The following is a 22,466-nucleotide window of genomic DNA, read 5'->3' on the forward strand; positions in this document are numbered from 1 at the left end:
CGCACCTTGTACAGCATCATCGTCGTACCTCCGCCGACCCCGGAGGACCGACAGCACGGCAACCGGATCGAGCTCGCCCCGGGTGAGCGCCTCAGTTTCGGACGGGCGTCCGGCAACGGTCTGACGATCCCGCACGACGGGGTCTCCCGCCGGGCCGGCGAACTCAGCGCCCAGGGCGCGTTCTGGATACTGAGCAACCTGTCCGCGCGGCAGACCTACGTCGTGGAGAACCCGGAGGGCGCCGGCGAGCACGTGAAGGTCGGCCCGGGCCGGCTCGACGCGCCCATCCCTTTCGAGTTCTCGCGGATCGTGCTGCCCGCGGCCGGAGACCTGCTGACGATCGAGGTGTGGGCGCCGCGCCACGACTATCTGCGGGAGGGGGCCGGGGCGGACGGGGACACCACCGCGCCCGCCTTCTCCGTCGACCGCACCAAGCGCTACTTCGCCGTCCTGGCCGCCCTGTGCGAACCGCGGCTGCGCGGCGACCCGCACGCCCCGCTGCCCACGGTCGACCAGGTCGTCGACCGGCTGAGTCCCGCCTGGCCGGCCGCCTCGCGCACCTCGGTGCAGTGGAACATCGACTACCTGGCGGTGAAGCTGCGGCTCAAGCCCGGCCCGGAGACGGCGGACACCGGTCCGCGCCTCAACGGCAAGAAGGAGTCCCTGGTGTCCCTGGCGCTCCGCTTCGACCTCGTACGGGAGGACGACCTGGTCGTCCTGTCCGCCGCCGACGCCGGCCGGACGGCCCGGTGACCGAGCCGTACGCCGTCCCCGTGCCGCGGGGTTACCGGGTGGGCACCTGGGAGGTGCGCGAGCCGATCGCGACGGGCGCCTTCGGCAGCGTGTACGCGGGCCGGCACACCGGCGACTCCGACGAACTGCCCGGCACCGCCGCGCTGAAGTTCCTGCCCACCGGCACCGGCACCCCGCGCCAACTGACCCATCTGCGCGAACTCATCGAGCGCGAGATCGACCTGCACCGACGGCTCAGAAGGCCGCGGCTGATCCGGATGTACCAGTCGCTCGTCGTCGACGACCCGGACCGCCCCGAACTCGACGGCGCCACCGTCCTCGTCCTGGAGCGGGCCGAGGGCTCCCTGTCCGCCCTGCTCGCCGCCGCGCCGCGCCCGGACGCCGGGCCCGCCCTGCTCGCCCAGATCTGCGAGGGGCTGGCGCAACTGCACCGGGCGGGCTGGGTGCACGGGGATCTGAAACCGGCCAACGTGCTGCTGATGGCGGACGGTTCGGCGCGGCTCGCCGACTTCAACATGGCCGCCGAACTGGAGGGCACCCACGGCTACACCCCGGCCTTCTCCACCCCCGACTACACCCCGCCCGAGCTGCTGTGGGCGGAGATCGGCGAACGCGGCCGGCGGATCCGCCCGTCCGCCGACGTCTGGGCCTTCGGTGTGCTCGCCCATCTCGTCCTCACCGACTCCTTCCCGCTGTCCGGCGCCACCCCGACGGCCCGCCGCGACGCGGCCGCCGCCTATGCGCGCGGCACCGACGAACTGCGCCTGTCGCCCCAACTCCCGGACGCCTGGCGGGAGATCGTGCGGGACTGCCTGGCCCGGACGCACGAGGCGCGCATCGGCACCGAGGCACTGCTGCGCCGCGTCGAGGCGGCCGCCGGCACGGGCCGCTCGCCGCGGCTGCCCCGCCGGCTGTTCCCGCGCCGCGGACGCCGACGCGCGGCCGTCGCGGGCGCCGCCGCCGCGACCGTCGCCGTCGCGGCCCTCGGCTACGGCATCAGCAGCTGGGCGGGCAACGGCGGTGACGGCACGGGCGACAAGGCTCTGGCCGCCTACGGCGCCTCCGACCTCCGTACGGACAAGGGTGTCCCGGCGCGGTACCGGAAGCTCATCGTCGACTCCGCTCACGCCTGCCCCGAGCGCGACGTGACCCCCGCGCTCATGGCGTCGATGCTGAAGGCCGAGAGCAACTTCGACCCGAACCTCTCCGACCCGGCCAAGCACGAGTTCGGCATCGCCCGCTGGACCCCATCCGTCCTGCGCTGGTACCTGCGCGACGACGGCATTCCCGCCTCGGCCACGCCCACCCCGCCCCTCACCCCCTCCGTCTCCATCCCGGCCATGGGCCGCTACCTCTGCTTCATGGCGCCCCTTCTGAAGGCCGGCCTGCCCGGCGACAGGCGGGTGCTGCTCTCCGCCGCCTACCGGACGTCGTACAAGAAAGTGAACGACACGAACGGAGTTCCCCCGAAGTACCGCGACTACTGCGCCCGTGTCGCCCACTACCTCAAGGAGTACGCGCCCCCGGGCAGGAAGTGACCCTCAGACGTCCGAGGTACCGGCACAGGGACACGGCTGCGACGGTGGGACCACTCCGCCAGGACGTCTCCGGCATCACGGACGTCAGGGGGAGCGACCGACACCGTTCGTTCACATGGGGGAACACGTGAACATCGCCAAGCCCGCCGCGCTGCTCGTCGCGGCCACCGCCCTGCTCGCCGGGTCCACGGTGGCGGCCACCGCCGCCGCACCGGACGGCACCCGCGTCACCGGCGTCCAGCAGGTGGCCGACCAGGTGCTCGCGGGGCACCCGAAGCCGCTCTCGGCCTCCGCCGGCAAGGTCCGCTACGACGGCCTGACCCTCACCGAGGCCCCGCGGGGCAAGGTCGCCGCCAAGGACCTGGACTGCGCCTACGGCCACCTGTGCATGGTCGTCAAGGGCACCAAGTTCGACTTCTACAAGTGCCAGACCTGGACCGTGAACAACTGGACCGGGGACGGCCCGTTCACCAACAACCAGACGCCGGGCACGGTCGCCAGGTTCTTCAACCAGGACGGCAGCGTCCGCTGGACCTCGACGGCCTACGAGGCCGGCACGGCGACGTGGGACCCGATCTACTCCCTGCGTCCCTGCTGACCCGATGGGCCGACGGCCTCCGGCTCCCTCGGGGGAGGGCCGGAGGCCGTCGTGTGTTCCAGGTGATCAGCGTGATCCGGGGTGATCAGTGGAAGAAGTGGCGCGTGCCCGTGAAGTACATCGTCACGCCCGCCTTCTTGGCGGCCTCGACGACCTGCTCGTCACGGATCGAGCCGCCCGGCTGGACGATCGCCCGGACACCGGCGCCGATGAGGATCTCCGGCCCGTCGGGGAAGGGGAAGAACGCGTCCGAGGCGGCGTAGGAACCGCGCGCCCGCTCCTCACCGGCCCGCTCGACGGCCAGCTTGCAGGAGTCGACCCGGTTGACCTGGCCCATGCCGACGCCGACCGAGGCGCCGTCCTTGGCGAGCAGGATCGCGTTGGACTTGACGGCGCGGCAAGCCTTCCAGGCGAAGGCGAGCTCCTTGAGCTCCTCGGGGGAGAGCGCCTCGCCGCTGGCCAGCGTCCAGTGCGCCGGGTCGTCGCCGTCGGCCTGGAGCCGGTCGGTGACCTGGAGCAGGAGACCGCCGTCGACCGGCTTGGCCTCGACCCGGTTGCAGGGCGCGCCCGGGGTCTTCAGGACCCGGATGTTCTTCTTCTTGGTGAGGGCCTCCAGGGCCCCCTCCTCGTAGTCCGGGGCGACGATGACCTCGGTGAAGATCTCCGCGACCTGCTCGGCCATCTCCCGGCTCACCGGACGGTTGACGGCGATGACACCGCCGTACGCGGAGACCGGGTCGCAGGCGTGCGCCTTGCGGTGCGCCTCGGCGACGTCCGAACCCACCGCGATGCCACAGGGGTTGGCGTGCTTGATGATCGCGACGCACGGCTCGTCGTGGTCGTACGCGGCACGGCGGGCGGCGTCCGTGTCCGTGTAGTTGTTGTACGACATCTCCTTGCCGTGCAGCTGCTCGGCGTCCGCGAGTCCGCCGCTGCCGTCGACGTACAGGGCGGCCGGCTGGTGCGGGTTCTCGCCGTAGCGGAGGGTGTTCCTGCGCTCGAAGGTGGCGCCGAGGAAGTCGGGGAAGCGCGACTCGTCCACCGGGGCGTAGGAGGAGGCGAACCAGGAGGCGACGGCCACGTCGTAGGCGGCGGTGTGCTGGAACGCCTCGGCGGCCAGCCGCTTGCGGGCGGCGAGGTCGAAGCCGCCGTCCTGCACGGCCGAGAGGACGTCGGCGTACCGCTCGGGGCTGGTGACCACGGCGACCGACGGGTGGTTCTTGGCGGCGGCGCGGACCATGGAGGGGCCGCCGATGTCGATCTGCTCCACGCACTCGTCGTCCGAGGCGCCGGAGGCGACCGTCTCGCGGAAGGGGTAGAGGTTGACGACGACGAGGTCGAACGGCTCGACGCCGAGCTCGGCGAGCTGCTGCCGGTGGCTCTCCAGCCGCAGGTCGGCGAGGATGCCCGCGTGCACCCTCGGGTGCAGGGTCTTCACCCGGCCGTCCAGGCACTCGGGGAAGCCGGTCAGCTCCTCGACCTTGGTGACGGGGACGCCGGCGGCGGCGATCCGGCCGGCCGTGGACCCGGTGGAGACGAGCTCGACACCGGCCTCGTGCAGCCCGCGCGCGAGGTCTTCCAGCCCGGTCTTGTCGTAGACGCTGACGAGCGCGCGACGGATGGCCCGCTTGCCGCTCTCGATGCTCTCGGCGGTCACTGGATAACTACCTTTCGTCCCTCAATGCGATGGCCGTTGCGGGCGAGCCGCCCCACGACCTCGACGAGCAGCCTTCGCTCGACTTCCTTGATGCGCTCGTGCAGCGCGCTCTCGTCGTCCTCGTCCCGGATCTCGACCACGCCCTGGGCGATGATCGGGCCGGTGTCGACGCCGTCGTCGACGAAGTGGACGGTGCAGCCGGTGACCTTGGCGCCGTACGCCAGCGCGTCACGCACGCCGTGGGCCCCCGGAAAACTGGGCAGCAGGGCGGGGTGCGTGTTCACGAACCGCCCGCCGAACCGGGCCAGGAACTCCTTGCCGACGATCTTCATGAACCCGGCGGAGATCACGAGGTCCGGCTCGTACGCGGCCACGGCCTCGGTGAGGGCGGCATCCCACTCCTCGCGGCTCGCGTGGTCCTTGACCTTGCACACGAAGGTCGGCAGCCCGGCCCGCTCGGCGCGGGCGAGCCCCTCGATGCCGGCGCGGTCGGCCCCTACGGCGACGATCCGGGCGCCGTACCGCTCGGCTCCGGTGCGCTCGATCTCGTCCAGGAGCGCCTGCAGATTGGTGCCGGATCCGGAGACCAGCACGACGAGGCGCTTGACCGCTGGGCCAGCGGGGGTGGCGGCCACGATGGGGCCCTTTCTGGGGTGGCGACGGTTCCGGCCGGTGCTTTGTGCATTCGTACGAATGCGTTACGCCCCTCGATACAGGGAAGTCTACGAAGCGGCCGACCGTCAGCAACGATACCGGCACACAGGAAGGCCCCCACGGGACGGGGGCGTGGCCGGAAGGTAGCGTTCGTGGCGAATCAAGAAGGGGGCTGACTCCGGCAGCCCCGGGAACGTGGCCGTCACGCGGCGCGTTCACGGGGTGGAAGCTCACGTCGGACTGCCGTATTGACCTAGGGGAAGACGCTCTTTTGATGCCCGATCGCAGCCTGCGACTCCTGACGTTCCCTCTGCGCCCGGCCCAGGGAGGCGAGCGTCGCGCCGTGCTGCTGCGGGAGCGGCCGGCCTCGCCGCCGGAGGCGCCCCAGGGCGGACGCGACGGTGACGGACGGGGCAGTGGGCCGCAGGACGACAATCCCTTCGCGCCGCCGCCCGAGGGCGCCCCGGACCGGCCCTGGCAGCCGCGCCACCCGGAGGACTCCCAGGGCTCCGGGCACGGCACCGGCCCCGGCGGTGGCGCCCCGTGGGGCAACCAGTGGAGCGACCGCCAGCCCGGGCGCTCTCCCGGCGGCTTCGGCGAGCGGCCCGGCGGCGGCTCCCAGGGCCCCGGCGGACCGGCCTCTCCCGGCGGCATGCGCTGGGACCCGACCGACCCCGCCCAGCGCCGCGCGCGCTACGCCCTGCTGTCCGGCATGTGGGCCGTCTTCTTCGCCCTGTTCAGCTGGCCGTACGTGGCCCTGTTGCTGGGCGCGCTGGCCCTGTACTGGGGCGTCAGCGCCCTGCGCGCCAAGCCGCGCACGCCCGACCCGAACACCTCGGCCCCCGCGGGCGGCCGTCCCCAGATCACGGCAGCGGTCGGCGGCCTGCTGACGGCATCCCTGGCCCTGGTCCTGGTGGCCTCGACCTTCACGGTCCAGTTCGTCTACCGCGACTACTACACGTGCGTGAACGACGCCCTCACCCACGAGGCCAAACAGTCCTGCGACCAACTGCTGCCGCAGCAGCTGCGCGGGGTTCTGGGCACCGGCAACAGCTGAGGCTCCGCCTGTCAGGGGGTTTCGGGCGTGCCGGGCGACGCGTCGGTGTGGTCCGGCCGGGGCTCGGGCGGGGGCGTCGGCTCCGCGGTGGGCTTCGAGTCTGTGGCAGGCGCCGCGTCTGCGGTGTCTGTGGTGGGCGCGGCGTCTGTGGTGGGCGCTGAGCCTTCGGCGGGCAACGAGCCTGCAGGGGGCGATGAGTTTTCCGTCGGCGTTGAGCCTGCGGGGGGCGCTGACTCCGCCGTGGGCACCGACTCCGCGGGCAGCCTTGACTCTGCGCGGGGCGTCGCCTCCGCGGGGGGCGTGGGAGGGACCGCGGGGCTCGGCCAGGCGGCGGGCAGGTCACGGGGGCCGGTTGCCTCTCGAAGAGCGGCCCAACGGGAGGCGCGGGCCAGGTCGTCGTGCCAGTCCGTGGGGAACGCGTCGCCGGCCGGGAGGAAGTCGTACATCTCCTCCTCGTCGGGCACGGCCACCCCCGGCCGGGGCGCGGGCGTCCTGCCCTTGCCCGGCTCCTTGGCCTTGCCCCGCTCCTTCCCCTTGGCCGAGTCCTTGTCGGCCGAGTCCTTGTCGGCCGAGTCCTTGTCCTTGGCCGATTCCCCGCCGGTCCGCGCGAGGCCCTCGCCCGCGCCCTCGCCGTTGCCCTTGCCCCCGCCCTTGGTCGTCTCCTCCTCCCGGCCCGCCTTCTCGGCCTTGGCACCGGTCTTCTCCCGCTCCTTCGCCGCGTCCTTCGTCCTCCCCTGTTCCGTTCCGCCCCCGGAGTTCTCCGTCCCCGTCCCCTGTGCCGGGATCTCCCCGCCCCGCGCACGCCGGCCCCACAGCCGGCACGCCCGTACGATCAGCGCCACCGGCAGCCCGAACAGCGCCGTCCACGCCCCCGCCGCTCCCCCGGTCTGCCACCACACCGGTCCGAAGCGGGCCAGCGCGGACACGCCCAGCGGACCGCCGGCCAGGTCGGCGAGCAGGGCAAGGGCTGCCGCGCAGAGCGTCGCGGTCAGCAGCACCACCCCCGCCGTACCGACGGCCGACCAGCGGGCGAACACCGGTGCGCCGGACTCCGGCCGTCGTACGGCCCCGCGCGCCACGAACCACCCCACCGTCATCCCGGCCGCCACCGGCACCAGCCCCGCCGCCCAGTTCGGCAGCGTCCCCACACCGGCGTCCGGAACCGCCGCCAGCAGGGGGAACGGCGGCAACAGGGGGGCCGGGTCGGAGGCGAAGGGTTGCACCACATGCCCGGCGCCGAGGAGGAAACCGGGTCCGAGGGCGTAGGACGCGGCCCACAGCGCCGCGTTGGGGATCAGCGCGACGCCGAGCAGGAGTACGGCGAACCGTCCCGTCCACCCCTCCGTCAGCTGGACGAAGGACGCCCGCGCGACTCCGCCGTGCCACACCAGCGACACCGCGAGCAGCAGCACCCCACCGCCGAGGAGCACCGCCGTGGCGGCGCCGGTGGCCCGTACGGCCGTACCCAGCCGGGCGCGTTCGTCCGCGCCGAACAGCAGCCGCCGCACGCGCCCCGGCAGCACGCCCAGCGCGCTCAGCACCGGCTCGCGCGGACGGCCGTACGCCGACCACACCCCGGCCGCCGCCGAGCCCGCCGCGACCAGCGGCAGACACACCGTCACCCAGGACCAGGACGGCCGCAGTTCGCCGCCCGAGCAGTACAGCGCGACCGCGCCGCCGACGCCGAGGTAGCCGAGGACGACCCCGGTCCACACCGTGTGCGCCGGTACCGGCGGCGGGCCGTCGGCGTCGGTGGGCGCGTCCACCGCGTCCCTGGCCGCCCGGTACACCAGCCACACGGGCAGCACGAGCAGCAGCAGCGGAGTCACCCCCACCGGCATGGGGGCGCCCGAGAGCGTCTCGGTGCGGACCAGTTCGACGCCGTGGGCCAGCAGCCACAGCGCACCGGCGACGTGCAGCGCGCCGCCGGGACCGCTGTCGGGGTACGGCGAGCTGACCCACAGCACCATCAGCAGCGCGGCGAAGGAGGCGAAGCCGAGTCCGGCCGCGACGGCGCCGCCCAGCAGGCTCGCGGCCAGTCCGGGCTCGCGGTCCCGCATCCGGGTCAGCAACGGCGACAGCGAGGGTCGGCGAGCGGTCATCAGGTTCACGTACGCCATGCTCCCAACGGCACACACTTTCCCGTCGTAACAGGCGAACCTCCGTAGTGTCGCTCAATATACGATTATGTTCTTTTTCGTACGGAAGGGCGCACGAACGACGCGGAGTGCCGCCCGTTCGCTGCCACCGCCGAGGGAACGCCGACGCCTGCGCCGTTCCCGGTCGCTGACGCGGGCTCAGGTCGCCGCGCGGGTCGGCGTCAGCCGCTCGACGCTGGGCGCGTGGGAATCCGGCCGCCGCGTCCCGCAGGACGGCGAGGGCGAGGCGTACGCCCGGCATCTGACGACGTACGTTCTCCAGGAGACGGTCGAGCGGGCGGCAGCCCCCGAGGCGAGCCCCGGACCGGAGACACCCCCGGCCCCCCTGGCGGCCGCGGCCGATCCCCTGACGCCCGCTCAGGCCTTCGACGCGCTCTACGCGTTCTGCGCCCCCGCCCTCGTACGCCAGGCCTATTTGCTCACCGGACGCCGGGAACTGGCCCGCGAGGCCGTGGAGCGGGCGTTCCAGCTGGCCTGGCAGCGCTGGCCCGAGGTGGCCCGGGACCGGGATCCGGGCGGCTGGGTGCGGGCGGCGGCGCACGACTGCGCTCTCTCGCCCTGGCACCGCTTCCGGCCCCGGTACCGCGACCCGGAGCCGCCGCCCACCGACCCGGCCGACCGGGCGCTGCTGCACGCCCTGCTGGAGCTGCCGCCGGTGTACCGGCGCACGCTCGTCCTGTACGACGGTGTGGGCCTCGACCTGCCGGAGACGGCGGCGGAGACGGAGGCGAGCACGCCGGCCGCCGCGAACCGGCTGACCCACGCCCGCGAGGCGCTGGCCGCGGGGCTGCCGGAGCTGGCCGACCCCGCCGAGCTGCATCGCCGGCTGCTGGTGCTGGCCTCGGCGGAGCGGCTGCCCGCGGCCGGGCCGGAGCCGGTGCGGCGGGAGAGCGAACGGCGGAACGTGTTCTGGACGCGCGCGGCGATCGCGTTCACGGTGGCGATCATCGGCGCGACAACGCTCACGGTGCGGTCGGCGCCGACGCACTACGAGGCGCCGCTCGCACCGGCGCAGGCGGTGCAGGGGGTTCCGCCGGTGGGGGCGATGGGGCCGCTGTCGCGCAAGGAGCAGGCGTTGCGGGCGAAGTTGCAGAGCGCTGCCGCGAAGGGGCCGCAGAGGCTGGGGCCGGAACCCCGGTGACCGCCGCGGCGCGCCACCCGGCGTGGCGCGCGTGAACGCCGGTGGGCCCGCCCCAGCCAAGGGTACGGGCCCACCAAACGGTCAGCTGGAAAGCTCAGCCGCCCAGGATCTCGCGGGCGAGCTTGGCCGTCTCGGTCGGGGTCTTGCCGACCTTGACGCCCGCGGCCTCCAGGGCCTCCTTCTTGGCCTGCGCCGTGCCGGAGGAGCCGGAGACGATGGCGCCGGCGTGACCCATGGTCTTGCCCTCGGGCGCCGTGAAGCCCGCGACGTAGCCGACGACCGGCTTGGTCACGTTCTCCTTGATGAACGCGGCCGCGCGCTCCTCGGCGTCGCCGCCGATCTCACCGATCATCACGATGAGCTCGGTCTCCGGGTCGTCCTGGAACGCGGCCAGGGCGTCGATGTGGGTGGAGCCGATGATCGGGTCGCCACCGATGCCGACGGCGGTCGAGAAGCCGATGTCACGCAGCTCGTACATCATCTGGTACGTCAGCGTGCCGGACTTCGACACCAGGCCGATGCGGCCCGGCTTGGTGATGTCGCCCGGGATGATGCCGACGTTCGACTGGCCCGGGGTGATGATGCCGGGGCAGTTCGGGCCGATGATGCGGGTCTTGTTGCCCTTCTTGCCGGCGTACGCCCAGAAGGACGCCGTGTCGTGCACGGCGATGCCCTCGGTGATCACGACGGCCAGCGGGATCTCGGCGTCGATGGCCTCGACGACCGCGTCCTTGGTGAACTTCTCCGGCACGAAGATGACGGAGACGTTGGCGCCGGTCTTGTCGATGGCCTCCTTGACGGAGCCGAAGACGGGTACCTCGGTGCCGCCGAAGTCCACGGTCTGACCCGCCTTGCGCGGGTTCACGCCGCCCACGACGTTGGTGCCGTCACCGAGCATGAGCTTGGTGTGCTTCATGCCGGTGGAGCCGGTCATGCCCTGGACGATGACCTTGCTGTCCTTGTTGAGCCAGATAGCCATGGTGTGTTGGTGTCCTCGTCCTGAGTGCTTACTTGGCGGCGGCCAGCTCGGCGGCCTTGTCGGCCGCGCCGTCCATGGTGTCGACGCGCTGCACCAGCGGGTGGTTGGCGTCGGTGAGGATCTGCCGGCCCAGCTCGGCGTTGTTGCCGTCGAGGCGGACGACGAGCGGCTTCTCGACCTTCTCGCCGCGGTCCTCCAGGAGCTTCAGGGCCTGCACGATGCCGTTGGCGACCTCGTCGCAGGCGGTGATGCCACCGAAGACGTTGACGAAGACGGACTTGACGTCCGGGTCGCCCAGGATGATCTCCAGGCCGTTCGCCATGACCTGGGCGGAGGCGCCGCCGCCGATGTCCAGGAAGTTGGCGGGCTTGACGCCACCGTGCTTCTCACCGGCGTACGCGACGACGTCCAGGGTGCTCATGACGAGACCGGCGCCGTTGCCGATGATGCCGACCTCGCCGTCGAGCTTGACGTAGTTGAGGTTCTTCTCCTTGGCGGCGGCCTCGAGCGGGTTGGCCGCGGCCTTGTCGTGGAGTTCCTCGAAGTCGGGGTGGCGGAACTCGGCGTTGTCGTCGAGCGACACCTTGCCGTCGAGGGCGATGACGTCACCGGAGGCGACCTTGGCCAGCGGGTTCACCTCGACGAGGAGGGCGTCCTCCTTGATGAAGGTGTCCCACAGCTTGACGAGGACGTTCGCGACCTTGTCCGCGACCTCGGCCGGGAACTTCGCGGCCGCGACGATCTCGCGGGCCTTGGCCTCGTCCACACCGTCGATCGGGTCGATCGGCGTCTTGGCGACGGCCTCCGGACGGGTGGCCGCCACCTCCTCGATCTCCATGCCGCCCTCGACGGAGGCGATGGAGAGGAAAGTCCGGTTGGCACGGTCGAGGAGGAAGGAGACGTAGTACTCCTCGAGGATCTCCGGAGCGGTCTCGGCGATCATCACCTTGTGGACCGTGTGGCCCTTGATGTCCATGCCGAGGATGTCCGTCGCACGGGCGACGGCCTCGTCCGCGGAGGCGGCCAGCTTGACGCCACCGGCCTTGCCGCGACCACCGACCTTCACCTGCGCCTTGACGACGGACTTGCCGCCCAGACGCTCGGTGATCTCGCGCGCCGCCTCAGGCGTGTCGATGACTTCACCGGCCAGCACCGGTACATCGTGCTTGGCGAAGAGGTCCCTCGCCTGGTACTCGAACAGGTCCACGCGCTTCCGTCCCTATCAGTGATCTCGCGGTTCGTTGGATGCGTGGGCGTGCCGCGAAGGGCAACGTGACGTCCGCTTGTCACAAGGGAGGCGCACACGGTGTCCGAGCGCGCGGCATGTCCGTCTCGCAGGTTATCGCCGCTTGAGGGGGCACCCTAAATCGAGGGTCACACACGAGCGGTGATACCTGTCACATGATGCCTGGTTTTCTGGCACGGCGTGCCGAGAGCGGCTGCCTCGGTGGCGATGTGCGAGGCCTCACCGGGCTGGGGTTGACCCGGTGAGGCCTCTGGGGCGGCCCCGGTGGCGCCGGGGCCGGGGCGGTTGATCCCCACCCCAATGGGGACCACCCGCCCGGGCCCGCGGGGCCCCGGCCGAACGGGCCGACGGCATTCGGCCATCCGGGTCCGGACACCCCGCGGAGCGGTGGGGGCTCTCAGCCCTGTCTGCGACTCAGCCCTGGTACCGGATGCCGTACCCGTCGTGGACGTCCTGGAAGTCCTGCCGGCTGTGCGCGTCCTGCAGGTACGTGGGTACGGCCGCACGGGCGACCCCTTCGGCCCCGCCGACGGCGTGCCCGGCGAGCGAGCCGCCGGCGTCCCGGACGGTGCCGTGGACGTCGCGGGCGAACCCTCCGGCCGACCGGCCGACCGGCACGGCCGCACCGGCGACCCCGGCCGCGAACGGCCCGGCCTCGCCCGCGACACCACGGCCCAGACCGCCGGCACTCCCACCGACACCACCGGCCACCGGCAGCACGGCGTCGGCAACCCGACCGGCGACGGGCCCCACGACGCCGGCGGCGGTCCCGGCCGTCTGGTGCACGGTCCCGGTCGCCTGGTAAGCGGTCCCGGTGGCGGTTCCTGCCGTCTGGTGCGCGGTTCCCATCGCGGTACCGGCCGCCCGGTAGACGGTCCCGGCGGCGGTCCCGGCCGTCTGGTGCACGGTCCCGGTGGCGGTTCCTGCCGTCTGGTGCGCGGTTCCCGTCGCGGTACCGGCCGCCCGGTAGACGGTCCCGGCGGCGGTGTCCGTGGTCTGTGCGGCCGCGGACCTCGTGGTGTCGGTGAGCGGTGCCGTCGCGCCGGTGATCCCGGCCGTGAAGGGCGGCACCTGGGCGGTGACGCCCTCGGCGAAGGCTCCGGTCTGCGTGGTCACACCGTGCGCGAGCGGGGGTACGGCGCCGACGACGCCGCCCGCGAAGGGGCGGACGTCACCCGCCACGCCGTGGCCGAGGGCGCCCGCGTCCGCGACGGCCTGCCCGGCGACCGGCACGACCCCGTGCACGGCACTGGCGGCCACCGGCGGCAGCACCGCGTCCGTGGCATCCCGTCCGGCCTGTCCGACCGGCCCACCGGCGTACGCCGTCGCATCCGCGCCCACCGGCCAGGCATCTCCGACGGCGCCCGTGGCGACCCCCTGCACCCCGTGGACGGCGCCCGCGACGGTGCCGTACCCGCCCGACACCGCGTGCCCGGCCGTGGCCCGGACGCCGCTCACGGCCTGGCCCGCGAGCGGCACGGCGCCGTTCACCGCAGCGGCGGCCACCGGCGGCACAGCAGAGGCGGTCGTCCCGTCCACCACCGGGGTGACCGCGCCCGGCACGGCCCGGACCGTGCCGACGACGCGCTGCTCTGCACCGGTGGCCGTGCCGGTGACCTGGGCGGGCACGCCGGCGACGGAGGCCCCGGCCGCGCCGGCCGCCCCGGTGGCCGTGCCTCGCACGGCGCTCGCGGCACCGGCGGTCCGGCCCTGCGCCGCGGCGACGGTCTGCTGCGCCGTCGTCCGTACGACGCCCTCGACACCCCGCGCCTTCAGGCGCGCGGCCGCCTGGGTGGCCTGGAACTTGCTCTGGGCGGCGGCCAGGGCCTCCTCCACCTCGGGAGCGAAAGAGGCGAGCGGGCCGAAGAGGTAGTCGATCTCGCTCTCGGGAGTGACATGGGCAACGGCCCGGGACGCACTCGAGACGCCGTGCGCAGCCGTGCGGGCGGCATGGGCCACGTCGCCGCCGAGGTGCGTGCCGCCGACGTGCGCACTGTCGACGTGTGTGCCGTCGGCCCGGACGTGCGCCCGCGCCTCGCGGGCGGCATGCGCGCCCCGGAAGGCCTCGGCGCCGCGGATCCTCGCGGCGGCCGGGACCTTGGTGTCGACGTGGCGGCGGGCCTGGTCGACGCTGCCGGAACCGATGCCGGTTGTCGCGGTCAAGGTGGCCGAGCCGGTCGAGCCGGCCGTACCGGTCAGACCGGAGACGGTGTCGGTGACTGTGTTGCTGACGGTGTTCTGGACGCCGGAGACGGTGTCGTGGACGCCGGAGAGGACGCCGTCGACCGTTCCGGCGACGGAGTCGGTGGTGCCGTCGGCCGCGGTGCCCGCGTCCGGCACGGTGACGGAGCCGGCGGACAGCTCGTCGGCGCTGGCGACGGCCGAGCCGAGCGCCCAGGCACCGGTGACACCGGCGGCGATCACGATCGAACGACGGATGTTCTTGTTCATTGCGTGCGTCAAGTCCTTCGGAAACGGCTGGGAACGTCTGGAATCGGCTGTGGGTGCCGTCCGGAGCCCGCTGAACGCCGATCGCGGTGAACGCTTCGACGGCCGGCAGCGCTGATCGCTGGAAGAGTCCGGACGGATGGGGCAGACCTGTTCCGCCCCGCGCGACAGATCCGCGGCGGGGAGGTCGGCCCTGCTGCCTAGCCGGGGAAGACGGGGATGTCCCGGTGCCGTTCCCGGGTGCGGGGCGCGTCGACGCGCGCGGCGGCGCCGGGCGCGAGCCGCAGGGGCGCCCGGTCGTCGGGGGTGACGGCGTGCGCGTCACCGTGGCGGGACGCGCTGCCGTCGGCGGCCTGCTTGCCGAGCACGCCGTCGGAGTCTCCGCTGGGCGCGGGCCGGCCGGGCACGCCCAGGGCGGCGGCGCCGTGACGCGCGAAGGTGTGCACCGCCGGCCACGGGACGGGGGCGGCCTCAGGGCCGGACACGGCGACCGGCGCCGGTGCGGCGACGGCGGTACGGCCCTGTTCGCGGGGGTGCCGCTGCTTCTGCCGTTCCACCGGAGCGGGCGCCGCCGTACCGCTGTGCCGCTGCGGGCCTGGCGCCGTGGACTTCGGCTCCGGCGTCAGCCGGCCGGGCATGTCCGTGACGTGGGTGACGTCGGGCAGGGACAGGGAGGGCGCCGAGGTCCGGGGCTCGTCGGCCACGGCCTGGGCGGCCGCGGTCACAACGGTCCGGGAAACGGTGTCGAGCACGTCGCGCACGGGAGTGACGGCCTGTTCGCCTGCGGTGTGGACCTGTCCGGCCACCCGCTCGGTCGCCGTACGGACCGCCTGTACGGCCTGTACCGCGTCCTCTTCCTGCCCGGCGGCCCCCACGGACCGCACCGAAGTCGCCCGCGCCGGCACCAGGGTCCCGTCGGCCGCGTGTGCCTGCTCGCCGCAGAGGAAACCCAGCGCGAACAGTCCGCCCACCAGCAGCACCAGTTGGAGCGCACGCCGCCCGGCCGCCGTACGCAGCGCGCGCACGGTGGTACCAAGGAGGGCTGCTGGGAAGGTCAAGGAGCTGGACATCCTCGGCTCGGCACGACACGGGCTCCGCCGATCCTTGCACGGCGCGCCCGAGACCGCGCAAGCCCCCCTGTTACCGATGAGTAGTCATGTCCCTTTTCTGGCCTCTTTCGTGTCCGGTTCTCGCCTCTTTCGTGTCCGGCGTCACACGGTGTCCGGTATCGGCAGCGGCCGCTTCTCCAGCGCGGCGGCCATGACGTCGGGGAACAGATCGGGCGTGCAGGCGAAGGCCGGTGCGCCGAGGGCGGCGAGCGCCGCCGCGTGCTCCCGGTCGTAGGCGGGCGCGCCCTCGTCCGACAGCGCGAGCAGCGCCACGAACTGCACCCCGGACGTCTTCATCGCCGCCACCCGCTTGAGCATCTCGTCGCGGATGCCGCCCTCGTAGAGGTCGCTGATCAGCACGACGACGGTCTCGGCGGGCCGGCTGATCCGCGACTGGCAGTAGGCCAGCGCCCGGTTGATGTCCGTGCCGCCGCCGAGCTGGGTGCCGAAGAGGACGTCGACCGGGTCGTCCAGCTGGTCGGTGAGGTCGACCACCGCCGTGTCGAAGACGACCAGCCGGGTGCCGATCGACCGCATGGAGGCGAGGACCGCGCCGAACACGGACGCGTAGACGACGGACGCGGCCATCGACCCGGACTGGTCGATACAGAGGATGACCTCCTTCCTCACGGACCGGGCGGCCCGCCCGTATCCGACGAGCCGTTCGGGCACGACCGTGCGGTACTCGGGCAGGTAGTGCTTGAGGTTGGCCGCGATGGTGCGGTTCCAGTCGATGTCGTGGTGGCGCGGGCGGCTGATCCGCGCGCTGCGGTCGAGGGCGCCGGTGAGGGTGGCCCGCGTACGGTTCGCGAGCCGCTTCTCCAGGTCCTCGACGACCTTGCGCACGACCGCGCGTGCCGTCTCCTTCGTCGTCTCCGGCATCGCCTTGTTCAGCGAGAGCAGCGTGCCGACCAGATGCACGTCCGCCTCCACCGCTTCCAGCATCTCCGGCTCCAGCAGCAGGGAGGCGAGGCCGAGCCGGTCGATGGCGTCGCGCTGCATGACCTGGACGACGGAGGAGGGGAAGTAGGTGCGGATGTCCCCGAGCCAGCGCGCCACGGACGGCGCCGAGGCCCCGAGCCCCGCTGAACGGTCCCGTCCCGCCTGCGGCTTGTCCCCCTTGCCGTAGAGCGCGGCGAGCGTGCCGTCCATCGCAGCGTCCCGGCCGGAGAGCGCGCATCCGGTGCCGTCGGCCTGATCCCCACCGAGCACCAGCCGCCACCGCCGCAACCGCTCCCGCGCCGGCTCCCCGGCCTCCAACGACACCGATTCGCTCGTCATGCACCCACCCCCGCAAGGCTGTTGTCCTCGGCCGTGCCACGCCCACTCGTGCCACACCCGCTCATGTCACACCGGGTCGTGCCGCACGCGGTCCTGTGGCATCGGATCGTCGGGCACGCGGTCGTGGGGCACGCGGTCGTGGGACACCCTGCTCGCTCGGCGGCATTCGGCCGGGCCGTCCCCGCCTCGACTCTCCCCTTCTCGTGAATCCCCGTCTCGCGGATCCCCGTCCCGAAAATCCCCGTCTCGGACATCTCCCGCGCAGTCGGCTCGCGCCCGGTCGGGTCAGGCCGGTCGGGGGCGCACTCGGCCGACGACCGCCGAGCCGTTTCCCGCTCGGCCGCGTCGCGCTCGGCTGTTTCCCGCTCGGCCGCTCTGCGCTGGGCCGCGTCACGGTCGGTCGGGTCGGCCAGGCCGAGCAGCAGGCGCAGCACGGGCAGCACGGCGTCGGAGCGCTCGGTGTCCGGTTCGGCGGCGAAGCCGGGGGTCATGGCCCGTTGGGCCGCCCGGCCGGCCTTCCGCTCTCCCGGGCCGCGCCTGACCAGTTCGCCGAGCGTTCTGCGCACCCCGGGCTCATACGCCGCGAACGTGCGGCGCAGCAGCGGCAGTACGTCCGTGAACGCCTCCGCCGAGACCCCGGTCAGCCAGCTGTCCACCAGACCGAGCAACCGCTCGTCGTGCACCAGCAGCAGTCCGCCCGTGCCGCCGACGAAGCCCTCGATCCAGGCGGCGGCGTCGGCGGGCGGAGTCCCCGGCGACAGCGCGAGCCCCATCAGCCGCGCCGCCTCGTCGGGCCCCACTTCACCGTCGTCCAACAGCAACCGCACCGCCCGCCCCCGCAGCACACCGGGCACGCTGTCACGCGACGACAAGGCCCGCAGCACCGCTCGCCAGCGGTCACGCAGATCACCGCGTCCGGCATGGGCGACGGCACCGCCGCCCGCCCCGCCCCCGGCGCACCCTCCAGCACCCGGACCGGCACCCGCGTTGGGATCGCCGGCCGCGCCGGCCCCCGCAGCAGGACGGCCAGGATCACCGGCTCCGGCACCGGCGTGCGCGCCCGCTCCCGGACCCGCGCTGCCACCCGCCCCGGCACCCGCCGCCGCCAGCGTCTCCGTCAGCAGACTCACCGCCGTGTGCACGGCGTCCACATGGGCGCGCATCTCAGCCGCCGCATCCGTGTCGAGCGCGGTGCACGCCGGGGGCAGGCCGACGAAGATGCGTTCGGCGAGGCCCGCGGCGACGCCGGCCAGCGCGCCGGTGTCGGTGCCACGCACGTCGCCGTAGCGCAGGGAGCGGACCAGGGCGGGCAGGGCCTGGGCGAGATGGCCCACGTCGGCGTCAAGCGCGGCCCGGTCGGCGAGGACGCGCATGACGACGGGCAGCGCATCCGGCAGCCCGGCGAGCAGGCACTGCTCGGCGAGCGCGGTGACGTCGGCGAGGGTGCCCGCGGCCGTCGCGTCCGCCTCGGCCCTGGCCTGCGCCGCGCCCAGTACGGTCGTCCCCCACACGCCCGCCTCGGCGACCCGCAACGACAACTCCGGCTCCCACCTCAGCCGCCACGTCTCCCGGAACGTGCCCGTGCTCCCCCGTGACCGCGCGGGCTCGCCCCAGCCGACGCCGAGCAGCCGGAGCCGGTGCAGCAGCCTGCTGCGGCCCGCGTCGGTGTCACCCCGCAGGTCCAGCTCCAGTTCGCGCTCCAGCGCCTCGGGTTTCAGCCGCAGCGACCGCTGTTGCCGGGCCAGGTCGCGCTGCAGCGGCACCGCGGGCGCCGACTCCGGGACCTCGCCGAGGGCGTCCCCGACCACCAGCCGGTCGTGCACCAGCGCCAGCGGCACGTCCGAGCCGTCCCCCATCACCGCGCGCACCGCGTCGGTGGTCTCGCCCAGCCCCGGCAGCGGGCGCCCGCGCAGTGCCGCCAGGGTCTCGGCGAGCCGGACGGCCTCGATGACATGGGCGGAGGAGACGATCCTGTCCTCCTCGCGCAGCAGCCGTGCCACCTTGGTCAGCCATCGCTCGACCGGCCGGTCGGGGGCGTGGAACAGATGGCCGTACCAGCCCGGCGAGTCGATGCCCGCGCCGTACCCGCTGGACCGGGCGAGTCGGCGGTGGGTCCAGGGCACCCAGGTCAGGTCCGTTTTGACCTTGGGCAGCCCCTTCAGCAGGGATCGGTCGGCGGTGACCGTGGTCTTCTCGCGCAGCGCGGGCACATGCCAGGCCCCGCAGACCACGGCCACCCCGTCGCCGAACTCCTTGCGCGCGGTGCGCAGCCGGAGTCGCATGTGCGCCTCGCGGACCAGGTCCCGGGAGTGCCCGCCGGCGCCGTACCGCTCGCGGAGTGCCCCCATCGCCTCCTCCAGCGCGGCGAAGGGCGCGAACGGGTCCCGCTCCCCCGGTCCCCGGTGCTCGACCACGTCCTCCCACCAGCGTTCGGGGTCGTCGTATCCGGCGGTCTCGGCAAGCACGGCGAGCGGGTCGACCCGGACCTGCTCGCCGGTGCCCCGGCCGTCATCGGCGTCCGGGCCGGCGCCGGGCCGGGTGGACGGGCCGGGTCCGGGAAGAGCTTCCCCCTTCTTCTCCTTCTCCTCCCACGCGAGCGTGTGCGCGGCCGGCAGATCGATGAAGTGGGCCGGGACGCCGTGTTCCAGGGCCCAGCGGATCGCCACCCATTCGGGGCTGAACTCGGCGAACGGCCAGAACGCCGAGCGGCCTGGCTCGTCCACGGCATGGGCGAGCAGGGCGACCGGGGGCCGTAGGTCCGGGTCGGCGGCCAGCGGGATCAGCGTGTCGGCCTCAAGCGGGCCCTCGATCAGGACGGCGGCGGGCCGGGCGGCGTCCAGGGCGGTGCGCACCGCGCGGGCGGAGCCGGGGCCGTGGTGCCGCACGCCCAGCAGGAGCGGTCCGCAGCCGTGGGTCTTGGGCCAGCGGCTGTCGTCGTCGGTCATGCGCTTACCTCCCGGCACGCGCGGTAGAACTCCGTCCAGCCCTCGCGCTCGCGGACGACCGTCTCCAGGTACTCCTGCCAGACGACGCGGTCGGCCGCCGGATCGCGTACGACGGCGCCGAGGATGCCGGCGGCGACATCGCCCGGGCGCAGCACGCCGTCGCCGAAGTGGGCGGACAGAGCGAGGCCGTTGGTGACGACCGAGATCGCCTCCGCCGTGGACAGCGTGCCGCTGGGCGACTTCAGCTTGGTGCGGCCGTCGGCGGTGATGCCGTCGCGCAGCTCGCGGAAGACGGTCACGACCCGGCGGATCTCCTCGATGCCGTCGGGCGCGGCCGGCAGGTCGAGGGAGCGGCCGATCTGCTCGACCCGGCGGGTGACGATGTCGACCTCGGCGTCGGCGCTCTCCGGCAGCGGCAGTACCACGGTGTTGAAGCGGCGGCGCAGCGCGCTGGAGAGGTCGTTGACCCCTCTGTCCCGGTCGTTGGCGGTGGCGATGAGGTTGAACCCGCGGACCGCCTGGACCTCCTGGCCCAACTCGGGGATGGGCAGGGTCTTCTCGGACAGGATGGTGATCAGCGTGTCCTGCACGTCGGCCGGGATACGGGTCAGCTCCTCCACGCGCGCCGTCATGCCCTCGGCCATGGCGCGCATGACGGGGCTGGGCACGAGGGCGTCGCGGCTCGGTCCGTGCGCGAGCAGCTGCGCGTAGTTCCAGCCGTACCGGATCGCTTCCTCCGGGGTGCCTGCCGTGCCCTGCACGAGCAGGGTGGAGTCACCGCTGACGGCGGCCGCCAGGTGCTCCGACACCCAGGTCTTGGCGGTGCCGGGCACGCCGAGCAGGAGCAGGGCGCGGTCGGTGGCGAGCGTGGTGACGGCGACCTCGACGATCCGGCGCGGGCCCACGTACTTGGGTGTGATCACCGTGCCGTCCGGCAGGGTGCCGCCGAGCAGGTACGTCGCCACCGCCCACGGCGACAGCTTCCAGCGGGCCGGACGCGGACGGTCGTCCTGCGTGGCGAGTGCGGCGAGTTCGGCGGCGAAGGCGTGCTCGGCGTGCGGTCGGAGCGCCTGTGCGCTCTCGGACGCGCCCTCGCCGTCGGTCGGTTCGGCGGTCGTCGGTCGCACGGACGCGGACATGGCTGACATGGCTGAGGCCCCCTCCAGCTCGGCCGGTTCGGATCTGGCATCCACCGTGCACCACGCCACTGACAATCGCTCTGACCTGCGCAAACGCCTGCTCCAGACGGATTGTCAGTGGCGGGACCTACCGTCGGAGGCATGACTGAGCAGGGGGTGCGCTGGACCGCGGAGCAGGTGCTGTCGCTGGCGCCTGACATCGCGTCACGCAAAGCGGGAGGCAAGCTCGGCACGGCCGGTCCGTGGTCCGAGGCGGGGAGCGGAGAGGGGACGGTGTGGGGGCTGTGCAAGGGCAGCGGCAGCAGGCCGTACCAGACGGTGGTCGATCTCGCGGACGCGGCCGGACCGGCGTACACGTGCAGTTGCCCGAGCCGTAAGTTCCCGTGCAAGCACGCGCTCGGACTGCTGCTGCTGTGGGCGGGTGACGACGGCTCGGTGCCGGCGTCCGCAGAGCCGCCGGACTGGGCCGGGCAGTGGCTCTCGGGCAGACGCAGGCGCGCCGAGAGCAAGCAGGGCCCGAGCGAGGGGGGTTCCGGGAGCGGGTCCGCCGATCCGGAGGCGGCTCGGCGGCGGGCCGACCGCCGGGCCGCGCGGGTCACCGCGGGTGCGACGGAGCTGGAGCAGCGCCTCGCGGACCTGCTGCGCGGCGGCCTGGCCGCGGCCGAACAGGCGGGGTACGGCCTGTGGGACGAGACGGCGGCCCGCATGGTCGACGCCCAGGCACCCGGACTTGCCGCGCGTGTACGGGAGTTGGGGGCGATCCCGGCATCGGGCGCGGGCTGGCCGGCCCGGCTGCTGGAGGAGTGTGCGCTGCTGCACCTGCTCGACCAGGGCTGGCTGCGCCGCGACCGCCTGCCGGACGCCCTCGCGGCCACGGTCCGCTCCCGGCTGGGTCTGCCCGCCACGGCGGACGGTGCCTCGCTGCGCGACCGCTGGCTGGTCCTCGCCCAGTACGACACGGCCGACCCGAAACTGACGACCCGCCGGATATGGCTGCACGGCGCCGGCTCGGACCGCACCCGCCTGCTGCTGTCCTACGGCGCGGCGGGCCGGGCTCCCGAGCTGTCCCTGCCGGTCGGGCTGGTCCTGGACGCGGAGCTGTCCGCCTATCCAGGGGCAGGCCAGTTCCGGTCCGCCCTGGGCGAGCGGTTCGCCCCTCCCGCACCGGCCGCGTTCCGCCCGCCGGGCACGAGCACGGCCGAGGCGGCGGCCCGGTACGGCGAGGCGCTGCGCGACGACCCCTGGCTGGAGTCGGTCCCGGTGACGCTGGGCGGGGTGATACCGGTCCTGGACGGCGACGAGTGGCAGCTGGCCGACGCCGACACGGACTCCGCTCTGCCGCTGACCCGGGCCGCCCGCTCCCGCCCCGGCCTGTGGCGGCTGGTCGCCCTGTCCGGCGGCGCCCCGGTCACGGTCTTCGGCGAGTGCGGCCACCGCGGCTTCACCCCGCTCACGGCCTGGCCGGACGGCGCGGGCGAGCCGGTGCCACTGTGCTGACCGGCCTGCCGGAAGGCAGAACGCACCGGCACCCCTCGGACACTCGCAGGGAAGGGAACGCGATGAACGGGACGACGACTCCGGCCGACGTGGACGGCGGGGCCCCGGCCGGCTCCTGGGAAGACCTGGTCACCACCGCTCTGCTCGGCACCGACCGGCGCCCCGCGGCGTACGCCGGGTCCGGCCGGGAGGCACCCCTGGCGCTGCTCGACGAGGCCGCCGTGGCGACCGTACGGCGGCGGGCCGGGCTACGGCCCGCGCGCTC

Annotated in this window: 17 protein-coding genes; 7 read left to right on the forward strand and 10 right to left on the reverse strand. The window is 73.8% G+C overall.

What is annotated here, in order from left to right; genetic code table 11:
• The first annotated feature begins 6 nt into the window (after window positions 1–6).
• The 3 genes from ABT288_RS23765 to ABT288_RS23775 all read left to right on the forward strand — a co-directional run bounded on the left by ABT288_RS23765 (window position 7) and on the right by ABT288_RS23775 (window position 2,889).
• Window positions 7–753, forward strand: coding sequence for an FHA domain-containing protein (locus ABT288_RS23765; RefSeq protein WP_351611138.1), 747 nt, complete (start codon window positions 7–9; stop codon window positions 751–753).
• Window positions 750–2,291: a serine/threonine protein kinase gene (locus ABT288_RS23770; protein WP_351611139.1), complete on the forward strand. Its 1,542-nt coding sequence runs from the start codon at window positions 750–752 to the stop codon at window positions 2,289–2,291. Before ABT288_RS23765 ends, ABT288_RS23770 begins: the two co-directional genes overlap by 4 nt.
• Before the next feature lie 115 nt (window positions 2,292–2,406).
• Window positions 2,407–2,889, forward strand: coding sequence for a hypothetical protein (locus tag ABT288_RS23775; protein ID WP_351611142.1), 483 nt, complete (start codon window positions 2,407–2,409; stop codon window positions 2,887–2,889).
• Between the two features lie 85 nt (window positions 2,890–2,974).
• Here ABT288_RS23775 and purH read toward each other — a convergent pair whose 3' ends face one another.
• Together purH and purN are read right to left on the reverse strand one after the other, a co-directional pair.
• A complete protein-coding gene (gene purH, locus ABT288_RS23780; RefSeq protein WP_351611145.1) occupies window positions 2,975–4,546 on the reverse strand; it encodes a bifunctional phosphoribosylaminoimidazolecarboxamide formyltransferase/IMP cyclohydrolase in 1,572 nt (523 codons plus the stop codon).
• A complete protein-coding gene (gene purN, locus ABT288_RS23785; protein ID WP_351611147.1) occupies window positions 4,543–5,181 on the reverse strand; it encodes a phosphoribosylglycinamide formyltransferase in 639 nt (212 codons plus the stop codon). Before purN ends, purH begins: the two co-directional genes overlap by 4 nt.
• A 293-nt stretch (window positions 5,182–5,474) precedes the next feature.
• On the opposite strand from purN, the gene ABT288_RS23790 reads away from it, so the two are divergent.
• Window positions 5,475–6,257: a hypothetical protein gene (locus ABT288_RS23790; RefSeq protein WP_351611150.1), complete on the forward strand. Its 783-nt coding sequence runs from the start codon at window positions 5,475–5,477 to the stop codon at window positions 6,255–6,257.
• Between the two features lie 11 nt (window positions 6,258–6,268).
• Here ABT288_RS23790 and ABT288_RS23795 read toward each other — a convergent pair whose 3' ends face one another.
• On the reverse strand, window positions 6,269–8,377 hold the full coding sequence (locus ABT288_RS23795; RefSeq protein ID WP_351611152.1) for a cell division protein PerM: 2,109 nt from the start codon (window positions 8,375–8,377) through the stop codon (window positions 6,269–6,271).
• Window positions 8,378–8,444: 67 nt separating this feature from the next.
• Here ABT288_RS23795 and ABT288_RS23800 point away from each other — a divergent pair, with 67 nt between their 5' ends.
• A complete protein-coding gene (locus ABT288_RS23800; RefSeq protein WP_351611155.1) occupies window positions 8,445–9,557 on the forward strand; it encodes a sigma factor-like helix-turn-helix DNA-binding protein in 1,113 nt (370 codons plus the stop codon).
• Window positions 9,558–9,651: 94 nt separating this feature from the next.
• Here the strand turns inward: ABT288_RS23800 and sucD are convergent, their stop codons facing one another.
• From sucD to ABT288_RS23835, 7 genes are all read right to left on the reverse strand, one after another.
• Window positions 9,652–10,536 carry a succinate--CoA ligase subunit alpha gene (sucD, locus tag ABT288_RS23805; protein ID WP_351611157.1) on the reverse strand — a complete coding sequence of 295 codons (885 nt, stop codon included), beginning with the start codon at window positions 10,534–10,536 and terminating at the stop codon, window positions 9,652–9,654.
• A 28-nt stretch (window positions 10,537–10,564) separates the two neighbouring features.
• Entirely contained in the window at window positions 10,565–11,743 is a 1,179-nt protein-coding gene (gene sucC, locus ABT288_RS23810; protein WP_055706939.1) for an ADP-forming succinate--CoA ligase subunit beta, read from the reverse strand.
• Window positions 11,744–12,196: 453 nt separating this feature from the next.
• Window positions 12,197–14,233, reverse strand: a complete 2,037-nt coding sequence (locus tag ABT288_RS23815; protein WP_351611161.1) for a hypothetical protein — start codon at window positions 14,231–14,233, stop codon at window positions 12,197–12,199.
• Window positions 14,234–14,430: 197 nt separating this feature from the next.
• The gene (locus tag ABT288_RS23820; protein ID WP_351611163.1) at window positions 14,431–15,288 is read right to left on the reverse strand and encodes a hypothetical protein; all 858 of its coding nucleotides are present in this window, start codon (window positions 15,286–15,288) and stop codon (window positions 14,431–14,433) included.
• A gap of 153 nt (window positions 15,289–15,441) precedes the next feature.
• Window positions 15,442–16,620, reverse strand: coding sequence for a VWA domain-containing protein (locus ABT288_RS23825; RefSeq protein ID WP_351611166.1), 1,179 nt, complete (start codon window positions 16,618–16,620; stop codon window positions 15,442–15,444).
• Window positions 16,617–19,565 (reverse strand): DUF5682 family protein, encoded by a 2,949-nt coding sequence (locus ABT288_RS23830; RefSeq protein WP_351611168.1) that lies wholly within the window; start codon window positions 19,563–19,565, stop codon window positions 16,617–16,619. Before ABT288_RS23830 ends, ABT288_RS23825 begins: the two co-directional genes overlap by 4 nt.
• Window positions 19,562–20,704, reverse strand: a complete 1,143-nt coding sequence (locus ABT288_RS23835) for an ATP-binding protein (RefSeq protein WP_351611171.1) — start codon at window positions 20,702–20,704, stop codon at window positions 19,562–19,564. Before ABT288_RS23835 ends, ABT288_RS23830 begins: the two co-directional genes overlap by 4 nt.
• A 141-nt stretch (window positions 20,705–20,845) precedes the next feature.
• On the opposite strand from ABT288_RS23835, the gene ABT288_RS23840 reads away from it, so the two are divergent.
• Complete coding sequence (locus ABT288_RS23840; protein ID WP_351611173.1) at window positions 20,846–22,201, forward strand: SWIM zinc finger family protein; 1,356 nt, start codon at window positions 20,846–20,848, stop codon at window positions 22,199–22,201.
• 62 nt (window positions 22,202–22,263) lie between these two features.
• The coding region (locus ABT288_RS23845) for a DUF5691 domain-containing protein (protein ID WP_502972800.1) at window positions 22,264–22,466 on the forward strand (203 nt) is incomplete at its 3' end.

Source organism: Streptomyces sp. NPDC001093, assembly GCF_040298985.1.
Classification (GTDB): domain Bacteria; phylum Actinomycetota; class Actinomycetes; order Streptomycetales; family Streptomycetaceae; genus Streptomyces.